This window comes from Streptomyces sp. NPDC031379, assembly GCF_055569615.1.
In genome coordinates, this window is sequence record NZ_JBVIIT010000029.1 from 13,435 (window position 1) to 32,214 (window position 18,780).

Sequence of the window (18,780 nt, forward strand, 5' to 3'; positions counted from 1 at the left end):
GCGTTCACCCACGGCGGTGATCTTCTCGGTCGCGTTCCTCAGTTCTTGCGGGCCACCCCGCCGAACATGGCGACCTCCTCCGGCTCGCCCCCGGGGCCGTGCTCCGGACGCCAGCGGGAGCAGGACACCACTCCCGGCTCCAGCAGTTCCAGGCCGTCGAAGAACCGGGCCACGTCCTCGGGGGCGCGCTGGGTCAGCTTCGGGGTGCCGTGCTCGTTCCAGAACTTCACCGCCTCGTCCACGTCCGGCATCGACGGGCTGGTGATGGTGTGCGACAGCACCAGGTGGCTGCCCGACGGCAGCCGGTCCACCAACTGCCGCACGAGACCGTACGGGTCCTCCTCGTCGCCGACGAAGATGACCACGCCGAGCAGCATCAGCGCCACCGGCTCGCTGAAGTCCAGCGTCTTCGCCGCGTGCTCGAAGATCGCGTCGACATTGCGCAGGTCCTCGTCCAGATAGTCGGTACGGCCCTCGGGCGTGCTGGTCAGCAGCGCCCGCGCGTGGGCGAGGACGAGCGGGTCGTTGTCCACGTACACGATCCTCGACTCCGGCGCGACGCGCTGGGCGACCTCGTGCGTGTTGTCGGCGGTGGGCAGCCCGGTGCCGATGTCCAGGAACTGCCGGATACCCACCTCACCGACCAGGTGCCGCACGGCACGGCCGAGGAACAGCCGGTCGGCGCGCGCGTACTCCCCGATGCCCGGGTGCAGTTGGCGTATCTGGTCGCCGGCCGCGCGGTCGACCTCGTAGTTGTCCTTGCCGCCGAGCCAGTAGTTCCAGATCCGGGCGGTGTGCGGCTGGCCGGTGTTGATGCGGGCGCGCAGCGAAGCGGCCACGTCGTTGGTGGCTGCCGGGTTGTCGGTCACGTGGGTCAGCTCCTGGATGCCAGAGGGCGATTGCAGCATGCAAGACGCAATCTAGACGGCCTAGTTGATCTCCGCCGTCCGTCCGGGTGTTTTCCGGGGTCCGGCCCGGCCGTGGATCCGCCGTCCGGCCCCGTGTCCGTGTTCCCGCCCACGCCACGGCCCCCTATCTTGTGCCCCATGACCAGCATCCCGCACGACACCACCGGTGAACCGGACCCGCTGCGCGCCCTGGACCTGGCGCGGCTGCGACGTCGTACGAGCATGAAGTGGCGCACCTACCCCGAGGACGTGCTGCCGCTGTGGGTGGCCGAGATGGACGTCCCGCTCGCCGAACCCGTCGTCCGCGCCGTCACCGACGCGCTGGCCCTCGGCGACACCGGATACCCCGCCGGCACCGCCTACGCCGAGGCGCTCGCCGCCTTCGCCGCCGACCGCTGGGACTGGCACGGGATCGTCGTCGAGCGCACCGCGATCGTTCCGGACGTGATGCTCGGAGTGGTCGAGATGCTCAAACTGGTCACCGGGCCCGGCGACCCGGTCATCGTCAACTCCCCGGTGTACCCGCCGTTCTTCCAGTTCATCACCCACATGGACCGCAAGGTGGTCGAGGACCCGCTCGGCGCCGGTCTGCGCATCGACCTGGCCTCGCTGGAGAAGACCTTCAGCGAGGCGACGGCGGGCGGCGGGCGCGCCGCCTACCTGCTGTGCAGCCCGCACAACCCCACCGGCACCGTGCACACCGCCACCGAACTCGCGGCCGTCGCGGGCCTCGCCGAACGGTACGGCGTCCGGGTCGTCGCGGACGAGATCCACGCCCCGCTCGTCGACCCCGGCACCACCTTCGCGCCGTACCTGAGCGTGGCGGGCGCCGGACGCGGCCTGTCCCTGATGTCGGCCAGCAAGGGCTGGAACCTGGCCGGGCTCAAGGCCGCCCTCGCCCTGGCCGGCCCCGCGGCCGCCGCCGACCTCGACCGCCTCCCCGAGGAGGTCAGCCACGGCCCCAGCCACCTCGGCGTCATCGCCCACACCGCCGCCCTGCGCGACACCACGGGCTGGCTCGACGCCCTGCTCGCCGGAATCTCGGCCAACCGGCGCCTGCTGACCGGCCTGCTCGCCGAGCACCTGCCGGCCGTCCGCCCCCACCCCGCCGAGGCCACCTACCTCGCCTGGCTCGACTGCCGCGCGCTCGGCCTCGGCGACGACCCCGCCCGGGTCTTCCTCGACCGCGGCCGGGTCGCCCTCAGTTCCGGCCTGCCCTTCGGCACCGGCGGCGCCGGCCATGTACGCCTGAACCTGGCGACCTCGCCGGAGATCCTCACCGAAGGGGTACGGCGCATGGCGGCGGCGCTGTCCTGACCGGCCGGCCCGGCGCCGGACGGCCGCGCTCCCCGGCCGGCGGGCCGCCTCCTACACTGCCGGACATGGACGACACACGGCTGGACCGGCTCGGCTCCGGGAAGTACCTGCTGGTGACCAGCTACCGCAAGAACGGCACCACGGTCGCCACTCCCGTGTGGGTGGTCCGGGACGGTGACGCCCTCGGTGTCTGGACGGCCGCCGACAGCTTCAAGGTCAAGCGGATCCGGCGCCGCCCCGACGTCCTGGTCGGCCCCTGCGATCTGCGCGGCAACCCCACCGGCGACCAGCTCCCGGCCACCGCCGAGATCACCGATGCGGCCACCACCGCCCGCTACCGCACCCTCGTCGCCCGCAAGTACGGCCTCCTCGGCCGTCTCACCCTGCTGGGCAGCCGGCTGCGGCGGGGCCTGGACGGCACGGTGGGCATCCGGGTGACCCTCACGGACTGAGGGCCACCCGGGCAACGCGTCCTACGACGCGTTCTCCACCGACCCGGACAGCACCAGGCCGCCGGACCGCGGCTCACCGGTCTCCATGTCGATCTGCTGGAACCGCACCGACTCCACGGGCTCCGCCACCCGGTCCTTCACCGTGGGCACGGTGATGTCGGCGCTGGTGCGCCCCGCGGGAATGTCCACCCACAGATAGAGCCCGTCCACCTTGGACAGCCGGCGCTCCGGGTCCGGCTTCGCCCCGGCGGTGTCCCGCAGCCAGCCCGCCGTGACGTCCTTCGTGGACAGTTCGGGCCCGTCCACCGGTGCGACCCTGAACATCGCGCTCATGTCCACGTCGACCGCCTCGGACAGCGACACCCGCCACTTCAGCGACTGCCCCTCGGTGACCCGGCCCGCCACGGGGGTGACGGTCATCGTCGGCGCCGGATCGTCGTCGTGCACGGTGATCCCGCCCCGGTAGGAGCCCACGACCGCGCCGCGGACCGCCTTGACGAGCACGTCGTACGACACGTCGGTGCCGTAGCGCGTGTTGCCCTTCACCTCGACCGGCACGTCGAGGTCGTGGCCGCCCGCCCGCACCGTGACCAGCCGGTCCTTGGCCCGGCCGGTGGCCGGGTCGACGACGTACACCCGTACCTGACCGCTGCCCTGGCCCGTGACCTGGACCGGGACGTGAACGGTGCGCACGCCCGAGTCGCCCTCGTCCACGGTCGCGCGCTCGATGTCGACGCGCGGCAGCGCGGCCGCCCGTACCGCGGGCGTCCCGGCCCGCCAGCCCCAGGCGTCCATGAGCCAGGCCCGCCCGGAGCCGGAACGAGGCGTCAGGACGAGGGACTTGACCGACTTCAGGTCGAGACCGGCGCGGGTCGCCGCGGTCAGCGGCACCCGGAACTCGCGCGCCCAGTAGGACGCGGTCCGCTCACTGCCCGGCAGCCCCTCGGCCCGGACCCGGCCGAGCGTCGCCTTGCGGCCGGCGGCGTCGGTCAGGGACACGTCCAGCTGTGTGCCCTTGGAGTTCGGCGGCACGAACAGCCGCAGCGCCAGGGAGTTGGCGCCGGACAGCGACAACGGCTTCCGGGCGGTCACCCGCGCCGGGGTACCGGCGTGCGTCCAGCGCAGCGCGATCGCCTTCCGGCCCACCTCGCGGTCGGTCTCCCACTGCGCGAAGTGCGGCGAGGTGCCCTTCGAACCCTGGCCCAGGCAGGCCTTGGACGGGCTCGGGTCCACCGCGTCGCACAGCTTGCCGCCGGTCACCGACACCCCGCCGTCCGGCAGGAATCCGGCACCCCGGCGGGCGCCCACCGCGTGGCTGAGGACCCGCGCCGGGTCCGCCGACGGCGCCCGCTTCCCGGAGCCGTCCAGCAGCGGCCGCACCCGGTCGTCGCCTGCCAGGAACAGCCGCGCGGCGGCCGCGATGTACGTCGAACCGGCACGGTGCTGCTGGTTCGCGGTCAGCCGCGTCGCGGCACGCTTGCCGCACACCGGGTCCGGGTGCTGCGGGTCGTCGGAGAAGTCGTCCTCGGCGGGCGCCGCGGCCTGGCCGGGCGTCCACTCGGAGTTGAAGAAGTTGTGGTTCGCGCCGATCACGTACACGGCGCTGTGCAGCGCGGTGCCGCTGCTCACCGCGCGCGTGCCGTCGACGTAGACCTCGCCCTGGAGGTCGGAGACGTCACCGTCGCAGCCCGGCAGGATCGTCACGGACGGCACGTCGGGCACCGGGTTCTGACCGAAGACCGTGGGGCCGATGAGGACCGTGCCGCGGATCTTCCAGCGGACCGGGCCGTGGTAGCCGTCGTGGTCGGCCGGCGGCGGGTAGAGGCTGTCCAGTGCCGCCCGGTTCACGCCCTCGCCGCCGCGGGAGTGTCCCACCAGCAGCACCCGGGACAGATCGGCGCGAGGCGCCTCGCGTACGACCGGCGGCGCCGTCTCGGGGTGCTCGGCCCACTCGGCCCACCGGGCGAGGTGCTCCCGCACCAGCGAGGAACGGGCCTGCGCGCCGCCGTCCTCGGCCGCCCAGTCCTGGCCGTTGATGCCGTTCGCCGAGATCGACACGGTCATATAGCCCTGCGAGGCCAGGAGTTTCTGGTCACGCAGGTAGCCGCGGTGACTGGGCACCGGCTTCGCGCCGGCCTTGCAGGGCCAGTCACCGGTGATGTCGCGGCCCTTGTAGCAGGTGTAGTGGCGGCCGTGCAGGAACAGCGCGAGCGGACGCTTGCCGGACGCCCCGACCGGGGCGACGACGGCCGCGCGCATCTCCACCGGCGCCGGGAAGCCCGGCAGCCGGACCGCCTTCAGGCCGTACTCACCCGTCTTGGTGCGGTACGAACCGGGCTTGCCCGGGTCCACCCCGTTCGCGGGCAGCGGGGCCGGCGGCCGGGCCGCCGACACGGTACCGGCGGCCTCCCGGCCGTCCAGCCGGCGCCCGCCGGACCAGACCTGCAGACCGCCCAGCCCGTTCGGCCGCCGCGCGTCGAGCGGCAGGCGGAAGGTGTGCCCGTCCTGGCCCGGCTTCGGCACTCCCAACAGGTGTCCGCCGGACCGGAACTCCACCCGTGCGTCGCCCATCGACACCGGCCGGTCAGACCGCCACTCCAGCTGCGGTGCCGAGCGACCGCCGGTGATCCGCCACCCGGGCGGCAGCGTCCCCCCGTCCGAGGCCGGCGACATCCTCACCTGCGAAGGCGGTTGAGCCTGTGCTGCTGCCACCCCTGGAGACGCTCCCGCCACCGCGAGCAGCGCGGCGGCGGTCACCCCTATGTACCGGGCACGGACCACTGTTCCTCCTCGAACCCCGAACACGGGGGATCCCGTCCTCAGCGGGACCCCCTCGCCTCCGGAGGATGGAAGGAGGAGCCTGTGGGTTGCCTGTGCGGTGGAAGTGATGGATCACACCCGTGCCGGCCCAACGGAGGGCTGTGTGCGCGCAGTTCGGGGTGGAGAGGGTGACGCCGGGTCCGGGGCGTCGGGGACGCGGTGGCCGGCCGGCCGCCTCAGTGGCGTACGGCCGTCAGGTCCAGGCCCGGTACGGCTCGTCCACCAGCTGGAAGACCGGCTCGCCGCGCACCGGGTCCTTGGCGGTCGACAGGCGGACCCGGTCGCCGCTGTGGATGCCGACCGGCGGGCCCATGACCCGGCCCCGGACGACGAACCCCTCGGCCATCTCGATGAGGGACACATTGCGCGCCGCCGGCGTGTTGCGGTGCACCACGGTCGAGTGGCGGACCGTGCCGACGCCCTCGCTGCGCTCGGTGCGCAGCTCGCTGCCCTGACACACGGGACACAGCAGCCGGTGGTACATCGCCGTGCCGCACCAGGTGCAGCGCTGGAAGACGATGGCGTCCCTGGAGTCCACGGGGACGGGATCGAGAACGCCCGCCGCGGAACCGGCCGCCGGATGCGAGGCGCTTGCTGAGTGGTGGTACACGCTGTTCAACTCCCTGCGCTCGGCCGGAATCCCGCGTGCCCGGCGCGAACCACGCACGCGTGTGCCGGTAGCCGTGCCACCGTGCACGCCGACAGAGTATGGCACTCAGTGTCACAGGTAAAGGCACTGCGTACCCTGAATTTCCCGGCGTCCGCGTGGTCAGCCCCGGCCGAGCGCCGTCTCCCACTCCTGCACCACCCGCCACACCGGGGCGTCCCGGCGCGAGACGAGGACCACCACGTCGTCGGCGTCCCCGGCCTGCTCGCCCACCGGCAGCGGTCCGATCCCGCCGGCTCGCGCGGCGGTCTCCGCCGGGCGGCCGTACGTCCGCTGGACGTACCCCAGCGCGTGGTCCACCGCCGCGCCCGCGTCGTCCCTGCCGTCGGAGCGCAGCCAGGAGCGCAGGGCGTTGTTGTGCGCGGCGACGACCGCGGCCGCGATCACATCGGCCCGCAGCGTCCCGTCGGGACGCCCGGCGAACCGCCCGCGCAGATACTCGGCGAGCGCACGCTCGTAGCGCCACACCACCGACAGCTCGTAGGCGCGCAGACCCGGCACCTGCTTGGTGAGGCGGTAGCGCTGCACGGAGAAGGTGGGATTCTCCGCGTACATCCGCAGCACCATCCGGGCCGCGTCGCACACCCGTCGCACCGGCTCGTGCTCCGCGCCGCCCGCCGCGAGGAACGCGGTCATGTCGGCCAGGCAGCGCTCGTGGTCGGGGAAGACCACGTCCTCCTTGGAGGGGAAGTAGCGGAAGAACGAACGCCGGCCGACGCCGGCCAGGGCCACGATGTCGTCCACGGTGGTCTGTTCGTACCCGCGTTCCAGGAAGAGCCGGAAGGCCGCCGCGACCAGGGCGTCCCGCATCGGCGGCTTCGCGGTCGGCGCCGCGCTGCTGGAGCTCATGAACGCGAAACGTAGCACCCGGACCGCGCTTCTGACACTCAGTGCAAGATAGGGCCCCTCAAGGGGGAACTGAGTGCTGTGCGGGTACCCGAGCCGAGCGCCGCCCGAACACCGGAGCGATCGAATTGATTGGAATCGATCGATACGATTGTGGGCGTAGAGTAAGCGACTCGGGATCACTGTGCCAGGGGGACCCCCATGCGACTGCACGTCGACCAGCGCCACGAGCGGGTGCTCGAACTCGTCCGCGAGCGGGGCAGCCTCCGCGTGGCCGAGCTGGCGGCCGAACTCGGTGTCTCCGCCGTCACCCTGAGGCGCGACGTGGAGACGCTCGCGGCCCAGGGCCGGGTACAGCGGCTGCACGGAGCGGTGGCCTGGCCGGGCGACACCACCACCGCCACCGAGCGTCGCACCGAGCCCGCCGAAGGCGTCGTGATCGGAATGATCGTGCCGAGCACGGTCAGTATCTTCGCCGACATCGTGCGCGGCGCCCGGGAGACCGTGGGCGCCCAGGGCGGACGGCTCGTCCTCGGCGTCTCCGGTTACGTCGACAGCGAGGACTCCGTGCAGGCGGAACACCTGGTCGCGGGCGGTGCGCAGGGGCTGCTGGTGGCGCCCAGCTGGTTCGGCGGCGTTCCCGAGGACGGGCAGGAGAAGTGGCTCGTGGAGTGCGGGGTGCCCATCGTCCTGGTCGAGCGTTCCGCCCCGCCGGGCAACCCGGCCGCCGACCTCGACCGGGTCCGCACCGACCGGGCCCACGGCGCCGCCCTCGCCGTGGGGCACCTGGCCGCTCTCGGCCACCGCAGGATCGCCGCCGTGCTCCAGGAGGGCCCGCACGCCGCGCGGATCAGCGCCGGCTTCCTGGCCGCCGTACGGGCGCGCGGCCTGGACGTCGACGAGGGCGCCCCGAGCGTGCGGGAACACGGCGACTACGACGCCTCCGTCGACTACCTCGTCCGGGCGGTCCGGGAGCGCGGCGTCACCGCGGCCCTCGTGCACAGCGACGAGGACGCCATCGTGCTGGTGCCCCGGCTCCAGGCGCACGGGGTGCGAGTGCCGGACGACCTCGCGCTCATCGCCTACGACGACCAGGTCGCCGGTCTCGCCGACGTGCCCCTGACCGCGGTCGCCCCGCCGACGCGTTCGGTCGGCGAACTCGCCGCCGGACTCCTGCTGCAGCGCCTCGCCGAGCAGGCCGCGGGGCGGCGGCCCGGGCCCCGGCAGCACCTCGACCTGCTCCCGGAGCTGCGGATCCGCTCCTCCTGCGGCGGCCGGGCACCCGCCGACGGCCACTGAACCGCCCCTAGCTGAAGCGCTCATAAATCGATCGCCACGCGATCGTTTTGATTATCTTGGTCGAACGCTCTTGACGTTGATCGGCCGCGCACAAAAGATGTCCTGCGACCGCCTCTTCCCGAACGAGGTCTCACAGGAGCCGTGCCATGACGCGTACGTCACGATCGCTTCGCACCCTCACCGTCACCGCAGCCGTCACCGCGCTGGGACTGCTCGCCACCGCCTGCGGCGGCGGTGACGGCTCGACGGACGCCGCCTCCGACGGCAAGCCGGTGACCATCGACTACTGGACCTGGACCCTCGGCGCCAAGTCGACCGTGGAGGCGTTCAACAGGACGCACAAGGACATCAAGGTCAGGTTCACCGAGATCCCGAGCGCCACCGAGGGCTACAGCAAGCTGGCCAACGCCGTGAAGGCGGGCAACGCGCCCGACGTCGCCACGATCGAGTACCAGATGGTCCCCGAGTTCGCCAGCCAGGGCAATCTGATCGATCTGACCAAGTACGCCGGTGAAACGGTCAGGACGAAGTTCCCGCAGCCCGTCCAGTCCCTCGTCACCTTCGGCGGCCGCACCTGGACCGTCCCCTACGACGTGGCACCGCAGGTGTTCTACTACCGCACCGACCTGTTCAAGAAGTACGGCATCACCGTCCCCAAGACCTGGGACGACTTCAGGAAGGCCGCCGAGAAGGTCAAGAAGCAGGACGGGAACGCCCGCCTGGCCTCCTTCCCGAAGAACGACCCCGCGCTGCTGGCCGCCCTGGCCTGGCAGGCGGGCGGCAAGTGGTTCGGCACCGAGGGCGACGCCTGGAAGACCGGCGTGAACGACGCCGCCACCAAGAAGGTCACCGCCTACTGGGACGGCCTGGTCAAGGACGACCTCGTGCAGACGTTCACCGGCTACAGCCCCGAGGAGACCAAGGCCCGCGCGCAGGGCAGGACCCTGTCCCTCCTCGGCGCCTCCTGGTCCGCCGGCGTCATGAGGACGGCCCTGCCCGACCTCAAGGGCAAGTGGGCCGCGGCCCCCATGCCCCACTGGGGCACCCCCGCCAGCGGCAACTACGGCGGCACCTCCTACGGCGTCCTCAAGGGCAGCGACCATGCCGAGGCCGCCGCCGAGTTCATCACCTGGCTCACCACGGACAAGGCAGGCGTCGAGGCCCGGCTCGCCGACCTCGAGTCCCCGAGCAGCGCGCTGCCCGCCGACCCGGACATGCGCAAGGTCGCCGCGGCCAGCTTCGACACCTCCTACTTCGGCGGCCAGGACCTCTACGGCCTCTCCTCGCGGCAGGCCGGCACCATCGTCCCCGGCTGGACCTGGGGTCCCGACCAGATGGACGTCTACACCGCGATCCAGGACACCACCGCCAAGTCCGGCTTCACCGCGGGCGTCGAGGCGGGCGAGCGGAAGGCCGAGTCCGGCATCACCGACCGGGGCCTCAAGCTCGCCGAATAACCCCCTCGGGGGAGGGGAGAGGGGTGCGGGCGCGACCCGCTGAGGGGGCGAGCCGCACCCGCACCCGACTCTCCGCAATGCCCGCCCGGGCCCTGCGAAGCCCGGGGACCGCCCGCCGGCACCCGGGAAGACGCCCGCCGCCGCTTGCGGCCCGGAAAGCGGCCGGACCCGCGCGCGCACTCTGCCGTCCGACGCCCGGCCCCGCCGCTCTTCCCCTGTCGTCCCCCGCCGCTCTTCCCCTTCGCCGCTTCCCCGTCCACCCGCCCCCGACCCCGAAGGAGCCGTCGTGGCAGCCCCCCTGGCCAGAACCGCCGCTCCGCCGGCCGGACAGCGCCGCTCGGCCGGACAGCGCCGATCGGCCGGACCGGCCTCCGCCGAGCAGACCGGCGCCGTGCCGCTCAGGCGAGGCCAGCGTCGTGCCGCCGCCCTGCTCATCACCCCGTTCTTCGTGCTGTTCGCCGCCGTCATGGTCGCGCCGATCGGCTACGCGCTCTGGATGAGCCTGTTCCAGGAACGTTCCTCCGGGCTCGGCTTCGGCGGCACCCAGCGCGTCTTCGCCGGACTCGGCAACTACACCTCCGCGCTCTCCGACGCCGGATTCCGCGCCTCCTTCGCGCACATCGCCCTCTACTGCGCCCTGTACATCCCCGTGATGATCGGCGGCTCCCTCGCCCTCGCCCTGCTCGTCGACTCCGCGCTCGCCCGCGCGAAAAGGTTCTTCCAACTGGCCCTGTTCCTGCCGCACGCGGTCCCCGGACTGATCGCCTCGATCATCTGGATCTACCTCTACACCCCGGGCCTGAGCCCCGTGCTCGACTGGATCCAGGCGACGGGCGGCAACTGGGACTTCTACGCGAACGACCACGTCCTGCTCTCGATGGTCAACCTGTCCGCCTGGCAGTGGACCGGCTACAACATGGTCATCTTCTACGCCGCCCTGCAGGCCGTACCGCGCGAAGTGATCGAAGCGGCCGTCGTGGACGGAGCCGGCGCACTGCGCACCGCGCTGCGGATCAAGATCCCGATGATCGCCTCGGCGATCGTCATGACCGTCCTGTTCACCTGCGTCGGCGCGATCCAGATCTTCACCGAGCCGAAGCTCCTGGGCCAGCGCGGAGCACCCTCCGTCGACACCGAGTGGTCGCCGACCCTGTTCATCTGGAAGGCGGGATTCGTGCGGCACGACTACGGCCTCGCCGCGGCCGCGTCCTTGATGCTCGCCGCGCTCGGCGTGGCCCTCTCCTTCATCGTCACCCGGCTCGGGAACCGCTGGAAGGCGGCCGTATGACCACCCTCACCCACGACAGCCCCGCACCCGCCCGGCAGCCCGCCACGGACGGCCGCGCCCGGCCGCCGGCCCGCCGCCGCACCCCGGGCAGCACCCTGCTCTCCCAGGGCGTCGTCAACGGCCTGCTGATCCTCGCCGCCTGCTACACCCTGCTGCCCGTCAGCTGGCTCCTCATCGCCGCCACCAAGAACCACCGCGACCTCTTCGCCACCTCCGGCTTCGCCCTCGGCGACCTCAACCTGCTCGCCAACCTGCGCCACCTCTTCACCTTCGACGACGGCATCTACCTGCGCTGGTTCGGCAACAGCGTCCTGTACTCCGTCGTCGGCTCCGCCGCCTCCAGCCTCATCTGCGTCGCCACCGGATACGCCTTCGACAAGTACGACTTCAAGGGCAAGGAGAAGCTGTTCGGGCTCATCCTCGGCGGCGTCCTCGTCCCCAGTACCGTCATCCAGCTGCCCATGTACCTGCTCGCCACCAAGGCCGGCATAGTCAACACCTACTGGGCGCTGCTGCTGCCCGCCCTGGTCAACCCCTTCGGCGTCTACCTGGCCCGCGTCTTCTCCGAGGGATACGTGCCGAACGAGGTCCTGGAGGCCGCCCGCGTCGACGGCGCCGGCGAGCTGCGCACCTTCGCCCGCATCGGACTGCCCATGCTGGCACCCGGCTTCATGACGATCTTCCTGTTCTCCTTCACGGCCAGCTGGAACAACTTCTTCGGCGCGCTCGTCATGCTCAACGACGACCACCTCTACCCCGTCAACCTGGGCCTGTTCATGTGGAACAGCGTCACCCAGCAGCAACCCGAGTACTACGCGCTCGTCATCACCGGCTCGCTCGTGGCCGTCCTCCCGCTGATCGCCGCCTTCGTCTGCCTGCAGCGCTTCTGGCGCTCCGGCCTGACCGCCGGCGCGGTGAAGTGAAGGTGACCATGCCCCCCACCCCCGCCCGCCCGCGGACCGTCCTCGCCATGGGCGCCGACATCCACCGGGCCCTGCTCGCCGACGGCCACCTCGACCGGCTCCACACCATCGCCCGGGTCGACACGACCACGTCGGTCACGACGTTCACCGGAACCGATCCGGCGGCGGCCGTCCGGCTCGGCCACGCCGAGGTGCTCTTCACCCACTGGGGCGCGCCCCCGCTCACCGAGGAAGCGCTGCGCCGCATGCCCCGGCTGCGGGCCGTCGTCCACGCCGCCGGCTCCCTCAAGCACCACATCACCGACGCCGCCTGGAAACGCGGCATCACCGTCTCCTCCGCCGCCGACGCCAACGCCGTCCCGGTCGCCGAATTCACCCTCGCGGCCATCCTGTTCGCCGGCAAACGGGTCTTCGGCATCGCCCGCGACTACGCGCGTGAGCGCGCCCAGCCCAGCCTCCTGCCGTACTACAGCGGCCACGGCAACTACCGGCGCACCGTCGGCGTCGTCGGCGCCTCCCGCGTCGGCCGCCGCGTCCTGGACCTGCTGCGCCCCTTCGACCTGCACGTCCTCCTGCACGACCCGTACGTCGACACCGCCGAGGCCCGCGCGCTGGGCGCCGAGCCGGCCGGCCTGGACGAACTCGCCGCACGCAGTGACGTGGTGACCATCCACGCGCCCCAGCTCCCCGAGACCCGGCACATGTTCGACGCTCGCCGCCTCGGCCTCCTCAAGGACGGCGCGACCCTCGTCAACACCGCCCGCGGCTCCCTCGTCGACACCGACGCCCTCACCCGGCACCTGCGCACCGGCCGCCTGAACGCCGTCCTCGACGTCACCGAACCCGACGTACCACCCGCCGACTCGCCCCTCTACACACTGCCGAACGTGCTGCTCACCCCGCACATCGCCGGTTCCCTCGGCAACGAACTGGGCCGCATGACCGACTGGGCCATCGACGAGGTCACCCGCCACGCCCGCGGTCTGCCCTTCGCCCACGGCGTCGGCCCCGAGGAACTCACCCGCTCGGCCTGACGGACCCCGCCACCGACTCCCCCGACAGCTAAGGGACTTGCATGTCCGACCGCCGTGTCCTCGTCGTCGGTGTCGACGGTGTACGCCTCGACACCCTGCGCCGCCTGCCCACCCCGCACCTCGACACCCTCGTGACCGGCGGATTCCTCACCCCGGTGGAGGTCGACGAGGACACCCCCACCATGTCCGGCCCCTGCTGGGCGACCATCGTCACCGGAGTGGGCGCCGCCAAGCACGGCGTGTGGAGCAACGACTTCTCCGGCCACCGCCTCGACGTCTTCCCCGACTTCGCCACCCGCCTCGACCAGCACGACCACCGGCGCACCTTCGTCGCCGCCGGCTGGCGCCCGCTGATGCAGCCCCGCGACGGCGGCCCCCTCTTCCGCGCCCCGTCCGGCACCGTCCACATCGCCCCGCGTGCCGACACCCCCGAGAGGAGTGCGACGAACGGATCACCGAAGCCGCCGCGCGTGTCCTCGCCGAGGACGACGTCGAGGCCTCCTTCGTCTACCTCGGCGCCCCCGACGAGACCGCGGGCGTCCTCGGCTGCGCGGAGGAGTACGAGACCGCCGTACGGCGCGCCGACGCCCGCCTCGGCCGGCTGCTCGCCGCCGTACGCGCCCGCCGCACCCACGCCGACGAGGAATGGACGTACCTCGTCGTCACCGACCACGGCCATGTCGACGCGGGCGGCCACGGGGGCCGTTCGGCCGCCGAGCGCACGGCCTGGCTGGCCGCCGCGGGCCCCGGCATCGGGCCCGTCCCGGAGCGGGTCCGGCACGCCGACGTCGCCGCCCAGGTGTACGCCGCGCTCGGCCGGCACCCGGACCGCCACTGGACGCTGGACGGCCGGCCGTTCGCCGCCCGGCCGCACGCCGTCCTGCTCGACATGGACGGCACCCTCGTCGACACCGAGTCCCTGTGGCTGCGCACCGTCCGCGAGACGGCGCCCGCCATCGGCACGGACGACCTGTTCACCACCCTCGGCCGCTCCACCGCCGACACCGCCGCCTTCCTGCACACCCTCACCGGCACCGACGCCGGCACCCTCGCCGCGACCCTGGAGTCCCGGTTCCTGGACGCCGTCCAGCGGGAGGCCGCCCTGCTCCCGGGCGCGCGCGAACTCCTCGACCTGCTCGAGGCGTCGGACATCCCCGCGGCCCTGGTCTCGGCGTCCTCACGCCCCGTCGTGGACGCCGTCCTGAAGGCACTCGCCGCGGAAGGCCTGCCCGCCTTCGACGCCACGGTCGCCGCGGGCGAGACCCGCCGGACCAAACCCGCCCCCGACCCCTACCTGGCCGCCGCCCGGACCCTGGGCGCCGACCCCGCCGCCTGTCTCGCCGTCGAGGACTCGCCCACCGGCGTCGCCGCGGCCGGGGCGGCGGGCTGCCGGGTGCTCGCCGTGCCGTCGTACACCCCGATCGGCCCCGCACCGCGCCGCACGGTCCGCCGCGCCCTGACGGACCTGACCGTCGAGGAGCTGTGGGCGGCAGGCCTCTAGGGCCCGCAGCCGGCCGCGGCCTCGGTGCCGGAGGCCGGCTCCGGGGGCGGTCGTCGCAGCCCTCACCCTGCGACGTAACCTTTCTCCACCCGCGCCGACACCGGTCCCGCTCAAGGAGATCCCGCATGCCCGCCGCCCGCCCCCGCCTGCTCTACGTCACGGACCTGGCGTACCAGGCCCGCGGGCGCCGTTACTGCGACGAGGACATCCACCTCACCTCCCGGCTGCGCGCCCACTTCGACCTGGCCCTGTGCCATCCGCGGGACGCGGCGGCCCTGATGGACGCCTTCGACGCGGTGGTCGTCCGCAACAGCGGTCCCGTGCTCGGCTACGAGAAGGAGTACGAGGCCTTCCGCGCGAAGGCGCTCGCCACCGGCGCCCGGGTGTACAACCCGCTCACCGGCAAGGCGGACATGGCCGGCAAGCAGTATCTGCTCGACCTGAGCGACGCAGGCTTCCCCGTCATCCCGACCGTCGGCCGCGCCGAGGACCTGCACCGGCTGCCGTCCGCCGAGCGCTATGTGGTCAAGCCCAGGCTGGGCGCGGACTCCCTGGGCATGCGGATCGCGCCCGCCGGACAGGTCGCCGCGCTCGCGACCGGCGACGTCCTGATCCAGCCCTGCGTCGAGTTCGCCTACGAGGTGTCCTTCTACTTCGTGGACGACGACTTCCAGTACGCCCTCCGCGCCCCCGACCCGGAGCGCCGCTGGGACCTCGAGCCCTATGCGGCCACCGCCGCCGACCTGGAGTTCGCCCGGCGGTTCATCGACTGGAACGACCTCGGACACGGTATCCAGCGCGTCGACGCCTGCCGGGCCCCCGACGGCGGGCTGCTCCTGGTCGAACTGGAGGACCTGAACCCCTACCTGTCCCTGGAAGCCCTGCCGGAGGAGGCCAGGGACGCCTTCGGCACCGCGTTCACGGCGTCCCTGAGCCGGTTCGTGCGGGGAGCGCTCAGCCCAGCCTGACCGTGATCCGCTGCGTGGCGCCCGCCGTGCCCGTCAGGTCGCCGAAGGCCAGCGTCAGGGCGGAGCCGGTGCCGGCCGCGACGAGCGTGGGAGGCGCGGACGTGACCGCGGTGACCGCCCGGCGCCAGGTCAGGGTCAGTCCGGTCCGCATACGCATCGGATCGCTCACGGCGATCACGGCGGTACCGTCCCCCTTCTCGCTGATCATGACGCTGCAGGGATCGCTCGCGGTGAGCGTTCCTGCCGTCCCGCCGGACCAGAAGTTGACGCCGGTGAAGCCGAGCGAGGGCACGCGAACGCCTTGCCGGCTGTCGGTGTTGGCGAGCACGGTCAGCCAGCGGGTGTCCGCGGCCCGTGCCCGCGTCCGGGCGGCGGTCGCGCCCGGCAGCAGGAGGTAGGCGTACGACGCGTTCGCCGGATCGGTGCCGTGATCGACGTACATCGTCAGGTACCTGCGGTTCAGGACGCTCGTCGAGCCGCCCTTGTCGATGGTGCTCCAGCTGCCGTCGCGGGCCTCGCGCAGCGCCCGTACCGTCGCGCCGCCCGGGAAGACGTAACCGCCGTGCCCGCCTATGTGCGCCCACGTCGCTGCGGTCAGCGTCGCCGACCAGGGGTAGGCGGTGGGCGCGACCGTGCCGTCCACGGTGAACGGGGCGCCGCCGGTGGGGCCGAGGTTGCGGTTCTCCACCGTGGTCTCCACGGCCGCGCCGTCGGTGCAGGAGATGCCCGCGCCCAGGCACACGACCGTGTCGTCCAGGAAGAACCAGGACTTCTTCGCCACGAGCGTCGACTGCAGGCCCTTGAGGTACTGCCCGACGGCGGCCCGCTGTCCGTCCGTCGCGCCGCCCACCCAGTTCACGTCCGGCTTCGCCGCGCCCCAGTCGCCGCCGGCCGCGTCGGCCGGCACCGTACGGGAGACGGTCGTACCGGGCAGCCGGCAGGGGTCGACGGTGGGCCAGAAGGCGTCGCTGTACTGCCCGCCTGCGAAGGAGTCGCCCCACCAGTACAGCATCCCCGAACCCGTGTGCCAGCCACGCAGGTTCTCGCCGTTGCCGGTCTCGTAGTACGTGATCCTGCGGTCGGACATGCTCAGCGAGGCGGCCCAGCCGGGTCTGCGGTGCGTGGCCCGGGCCATGGCCGGGAACAGCCGGTGGCCGGTGGGCTCGGCGGCCGCGGTGACCGACCCGTCGTCCTGGACCCCCTTGAGCCGGGCCAGATGCGGCAGGCTCAGCACCGGGTCGGCGAGCGGCGGGCTGTAGTGGGCGCGTTGCATCCAGCCCTTCACCAGCGCGCGCCAGCGGGCGTTCTCCGCCGCGCCCGCGCCCTGGCCGAGGAGCACGATCGAGGCGAGGATCGGATGGCCGCGCAGATGGTCGTCCTGCTGGATCCGCGCGGGGTCCGCCGCGGACAGCCCCCGGCTGATCGCCCGGCCCGCCACACCGTCCATGACCAGGCCGTTGCAGAGGAACGGCGCCCAGGCGTGCTCCACCGCGTCGAACACGATCTGCCGGGCGGGGTCCGTCACCTCCCAGCTGGAGCCCGCCAGCAGCGCGAACAGCAGCCCCAGCCCGCCGAGCAGCACCGAGCCGTAGGAGCCCGTGTACGGCACCGAGGTGTGCTGGATGAACGAGCCGTCGGCGTACAGGCCGTCGCCCGACGTGACGTACGGGAAGACGGGGGAGAGCGCGTCACGGGCCAGCGCCACCTTGGCCGCGTTCGCCCCGACGACCCCGCGCAGCGCGAGCACCCGGCACAGGTCGACCCGGTTCGCGCCGGTGCTCGTCCCCGTGTAGCTCGCCACCGCCGAGTCGGGCACGAAGTGGTCCACGGCGGCGAGGTGGTCGGCGAGCCGCTCGGCCGGCAGGGCGTCGTACATCAGCACGCACACGTCCAGCAGCGCCTGCGGGGCGCCGATCTGCCAGCTGTACCAGTTGCCGTACCGGGTCCGGCCGGCGTTGTAGACGTCGTCGTGGAGACGGTCGAGGCCGGTGAGGATCGCCGCCCGCAGGCCCGGGTCCCCGGTGAGGCCGGTGCCGGGCTGGCAGTAGGCCTGCGCGAGCGTGCTCAGGCGGGTGTAACTGGTGTTCATGTTGCCCGAGTAGCCGTACGACTCCTGGTCGGTGTCCGGGTCCGGGTCGGCGTAGCGGAGGTCGGGCCACAGGGAACCGGAGGCCGGGGCCATCTGGTCCAGATACCGCTTCGCCGTGCTTCCCAGGTCGGCGAGGCGGGACATGAAGGGTTCGGCGGCGGGATCGAATCCCTCGCCGAGGATCAGGGTGCGCCATTTCGCCCGGAGCGTCGCGAACTCGTCCGACGCGGCGAACGCCCGGGTGCCGAGACCCAGGGCGGCGGCGGTACCCGAGCAGGCGGCCAGAAATCCACGACGTGACCAAGAAGTCGTCATGACGGCGGTTTCTAGCACGCACTTGCTCAAACGCTCAATCCATCTTTCCGGATTGATCGTTTCGATCGAATGGGGCGAGGGGGAGCCTGAACACGGCTGCCGTGCGCGCCGTATCTCAGCACGGGGACCCCGGACTCCCGTACGCACGGGACGGAAGGAGAGCCAGGTGCCGACACCGCCCGACCCCGATCCGCCGCACCCTCACCCGGTGGGGGAACCCGTCCGGGTCCTGCGGCTGCGCCGCTTCGACGCCCTCGCGGAGCTGATGCGCGAGATGCACCCGGACCCGGTCACCTACGAGCCCGCCGGCCCGTCGTCCGGGCCGCACCGCGAGCCAGCCCGGACACCGGTGGCCGCCGAGGCGGAGACCCAGGAACTGCCTCCCGTGCCGGTCGCCCGCCCCGGGTCCGCCACGGTCACCGGTGTCCTCGCCCCCGGGCTCCGCCGGGCCGCCGTCGCCGGGGCCGTGGCGGCGGCCGCACTGGCCGGGTTCGGCTGCGCCCTGCTGCTCCCCGCCCGCCAGGAGGCCGCCGCCACGGCACGGCCCTCCGAGCCCGTGACGACGGCACCACCCGCGGCGCCACCCACCCCGCCCCCCGCCGCGTCCGCGGCGCCCACCGACGCCACCGATCCCGACGGCCCCGGCACCCTGCGCCGGGGCGACACCGGCCCCGAGGTCACCGATCTGCAGGAACGCCTCCTGAACGTCCCGGACGTCTATCGCGGCGGCTCCGCCAGCGGCACCTACGACGCCACCCTCACCGAAGCCGTGGCCCGCTTCCAGCTCTGGTACGGCATCAGCGGCGACGAGACCGGCGTCTACGGGGACGACACGCGTCGCGTCCTGGAGTCACGGACCGGCCCCGGCGACGATTCGTGAGCGGCACGCCGGGAAC

The 18,780-nt window shown here is 72.8% G+C and carries 15 protein-coding genes and 1 pseudogene; 11 read left to right on the forward strand and 5 right to left on the reverse strand.

The window, feature by feature from the left end; all coding sequences use genetic code 11:
* Positions 1-38: 38 nt before the first annotated feature.
* Entirely contained in the window at positions 39-869 is an 831-nt protein-coding gene (locus tag ACZ5CW_RS34170; RefSeq protein WP_468608485.1) for an SAM-dependent methyltransferase, read from the reverse strand.
* 177 nt (positions 870-1,046) lie between these two features.
* Between ACZ5CW_RS34170 and ACZ5CW_RS34175 the strand changes: the two genes are divergently transcribed.
* Together ACZ5CW_RS34175 and ACZ5CW_RS34180 are read left to right on the forward strand one after the other, a co-directional pair.
* Positions 1,047-2,225, forward strand: coding sequence for a MalY/PatB family protein (locus ACZ5CW_RS34175; RefSeq protein WP_468608369.1), 1,179 nt, complete (start codon positions 1,047-1,049; stop codon positions 2,223-2,225).
* A 65-nt stretch (positions 2,226-2,290) separates the two neighbouring features.
* The gene (locus ACZ5CW_RS34180) at positions 2,291-2,677 is read left to right on the forward strand and encodes a PPOX class F420-dependent oxidoreductase (protein WP_468608371.1); all 387 of its coding nucleotides are present in this window, start codon (positions 2,291-2,293) and stop codon (positions 2,675-2,677) included.
* A gap of 21 nt (positions 2,678-2,698) precedes the next feature.
* On the opposite strand, the gene ACZ5CW_RS34185 is transcribed toward ACZ5CW_RS34180, so the two are convergent.
* From ACZ5CW_RS34185 to ACZ5CW_RS34195, 3 genes are all read right to left on the reverse strand, one after another.
* Entirely contained in the window at positions 2,699-5,458 is a 2,760-nt protein-coding gene (locus tag ACZ5CW_RS34185) for an alpha/beta hydrolase (RefSeq protein ID WP_468608373.1), read from the reverse strand.
* 232 nt (positions 5,459-5,690) lie between these two features.
* The gene (locus ACZ5CW_RS34190; RefSeq protein WP_468608375.1) at positions 5,691-6,107 is read right to left on the reverse strand and encodes a Zn-ribbon domain-containing OB-fold protein; all 417 of its coding nucleotides are present in this window, start codon (positions 6,105-6,107) and stop codon (positions 5,691-5,693) included.
* 159 nt (positions 6,108-6,266) lie between these two features.
* Positions 6,267-7,013 carry a TetR family transcriptional regulator gene (locus ACZ5CW_RS34195; protein WP_468608377.1) on the reverse strand — a complete coding sequence of 249 codons (747 nt, stop codon included), beginning with the start codon at positions 7,011-7,013 and terminating at the stop codon, positions 6,267-6,269.
* A gap of 198 nt (positions 7,014-7,211) precedes the next feature.
* Here ACZ5CW_RS34195 and ACZ5CW_RS34200 point away from each other — a divergent pair, with 198 nt between their 5' ends.
* The 8 genes and pseudogenes from ACZ5CW_RS34200 (at position 7,212) to ACZ5CW_RS34235 (ending at position 15,480) form a co-directional block, all read left to right on the forward strand.
* Positions 7,212-8,309, forward strand: a complete 1,098-nt coding sequence (locus ACZ5CW_RS34200) for a substrate-binding domain-containing protein (protein ID WP_468608379.1) — start codon at positions 7,212-7,214, stop codon at positions 8,307-8,309.
* Between the two features lie 146 nt (positions 8,310-8,455).
* Positions 8,456-9,766, forward strand: a complete 1,311-nt coding sequence (locus ACZ5CW_RS34205) for an ABC transporter substrate-binding protein (RefSeq protein ID WP_468608381.1) — start codon at positions 8,456-8,458, stop codon at positions 9,764-9,766.
* A gap of 286 nt (positions 9,767-10,052) precedes the next feature.
* Complete coding sequence (locus ACZ5CW_RS34210) at positions 10,053-11,054, forward strand: carbohydrate ABC transporter permease (protein WP_468608383.1); 1,002 nt, start codon at positions 10,053-10,055, stop codon at positions 11,052-11,054.
* Positions 11,051-11,977 carry a carbohydrate ABC transporter permease gene (locus ACZ5CW_RS34215; RefSeq protein WP_468608385.1) on the forward strand — a complete coding sequence of 309 codons (927 nt, stop codon included), beginning with the start codon at positions 11,051-11,053 and terminating at the stop codon, positions 11,975-11,977. The genes ACZ5CW_RS34210 and ACZ5CW_RS34215 overlap by 4 nt, the downstream gene beginning before the upstream one ends.
* An 8-nt stretch (positions 11,978-11,985) precedes the next feature.
* Positions 11,986-13,011, forward strand: coding sequence for a hydroxyacid dehydrogenase (locus ACZ5CW_RS34220; RefSeq protein WP_468608387.1), 1,026 nt, complete (start codon positions 11,986-11,988; stop codon positions 13,009-13,011).
* 41 nt (positions 13,012-13,052) lie between these two features.
* Positions 13,053-13,223 (forward strand): annotated as a pseudogene (locus tag ACZ5CW_RS34225) (alkaline phosphatase family protein); the annotation flags it as partial.
* A gap of 29 nt (positions 13,224-13,252) precedes the next feature.
* A complete protein-coding gene (locus ACZ5CW_RS34230; RefSeq protein WP_468608389.1) occupies positions 13,253-14,512 on the forward strand; it encodes an HAD family hydrolase in 1,260 nt (419 codons plus the stop codon).
* Positions 14,513-14,637: 125 nt separating this feature from the next.
* Positions 14,638-15,480, forward strand: a complete 843-nt coding sequence (locus tag ACZ5CW_RS34235) for an ATP-grasp domain-containing protein (RefSeq protein ID WP_468608391.1) — start codon at positions 14,638-14,640, stop codon at positions 15,478-15,480.
* Here the strand turns inward: ACZ5CW_RS34235 and ACZ5CW_RS34240 are convergent.
* On the reverse strand, positions 15,467-17,884 hold the full coding sequence (locus ACZ5CW_RS34240; protein WP_468608393.1) for a polysaccharide lyase 8 family protein: 2,418 nt from the start codon (positions 17,882-17,884) through the stop codon (positions 15,467-15,469). The two genes, ACZ5CW_RS34235 and ACZ5CW_RS34240, sit on opposite strands and share 14 nt — an antisense overlap.
* Positions 17,885-18,050: 166 nt before the next feature.
* On the opposite strand from ACZ5CW_RS34240, the gene ACZ5CW_RS34245 reads away from it, so the two are divergent.
* Complete coding sequence (locus ACZ5CW_RS34245) at positions 18,051-18,764, forward strand: peptidoglycan-binding domain-containing protein (RefSeq protein ID WP_468608395.1); 714 nt, start codon at positions 18,051-18,053, stop codon at positions 18,762-18,764.
* The last annotated feature ends 16 nt before the right edge of the window (positions 18,765-18,780 follow it).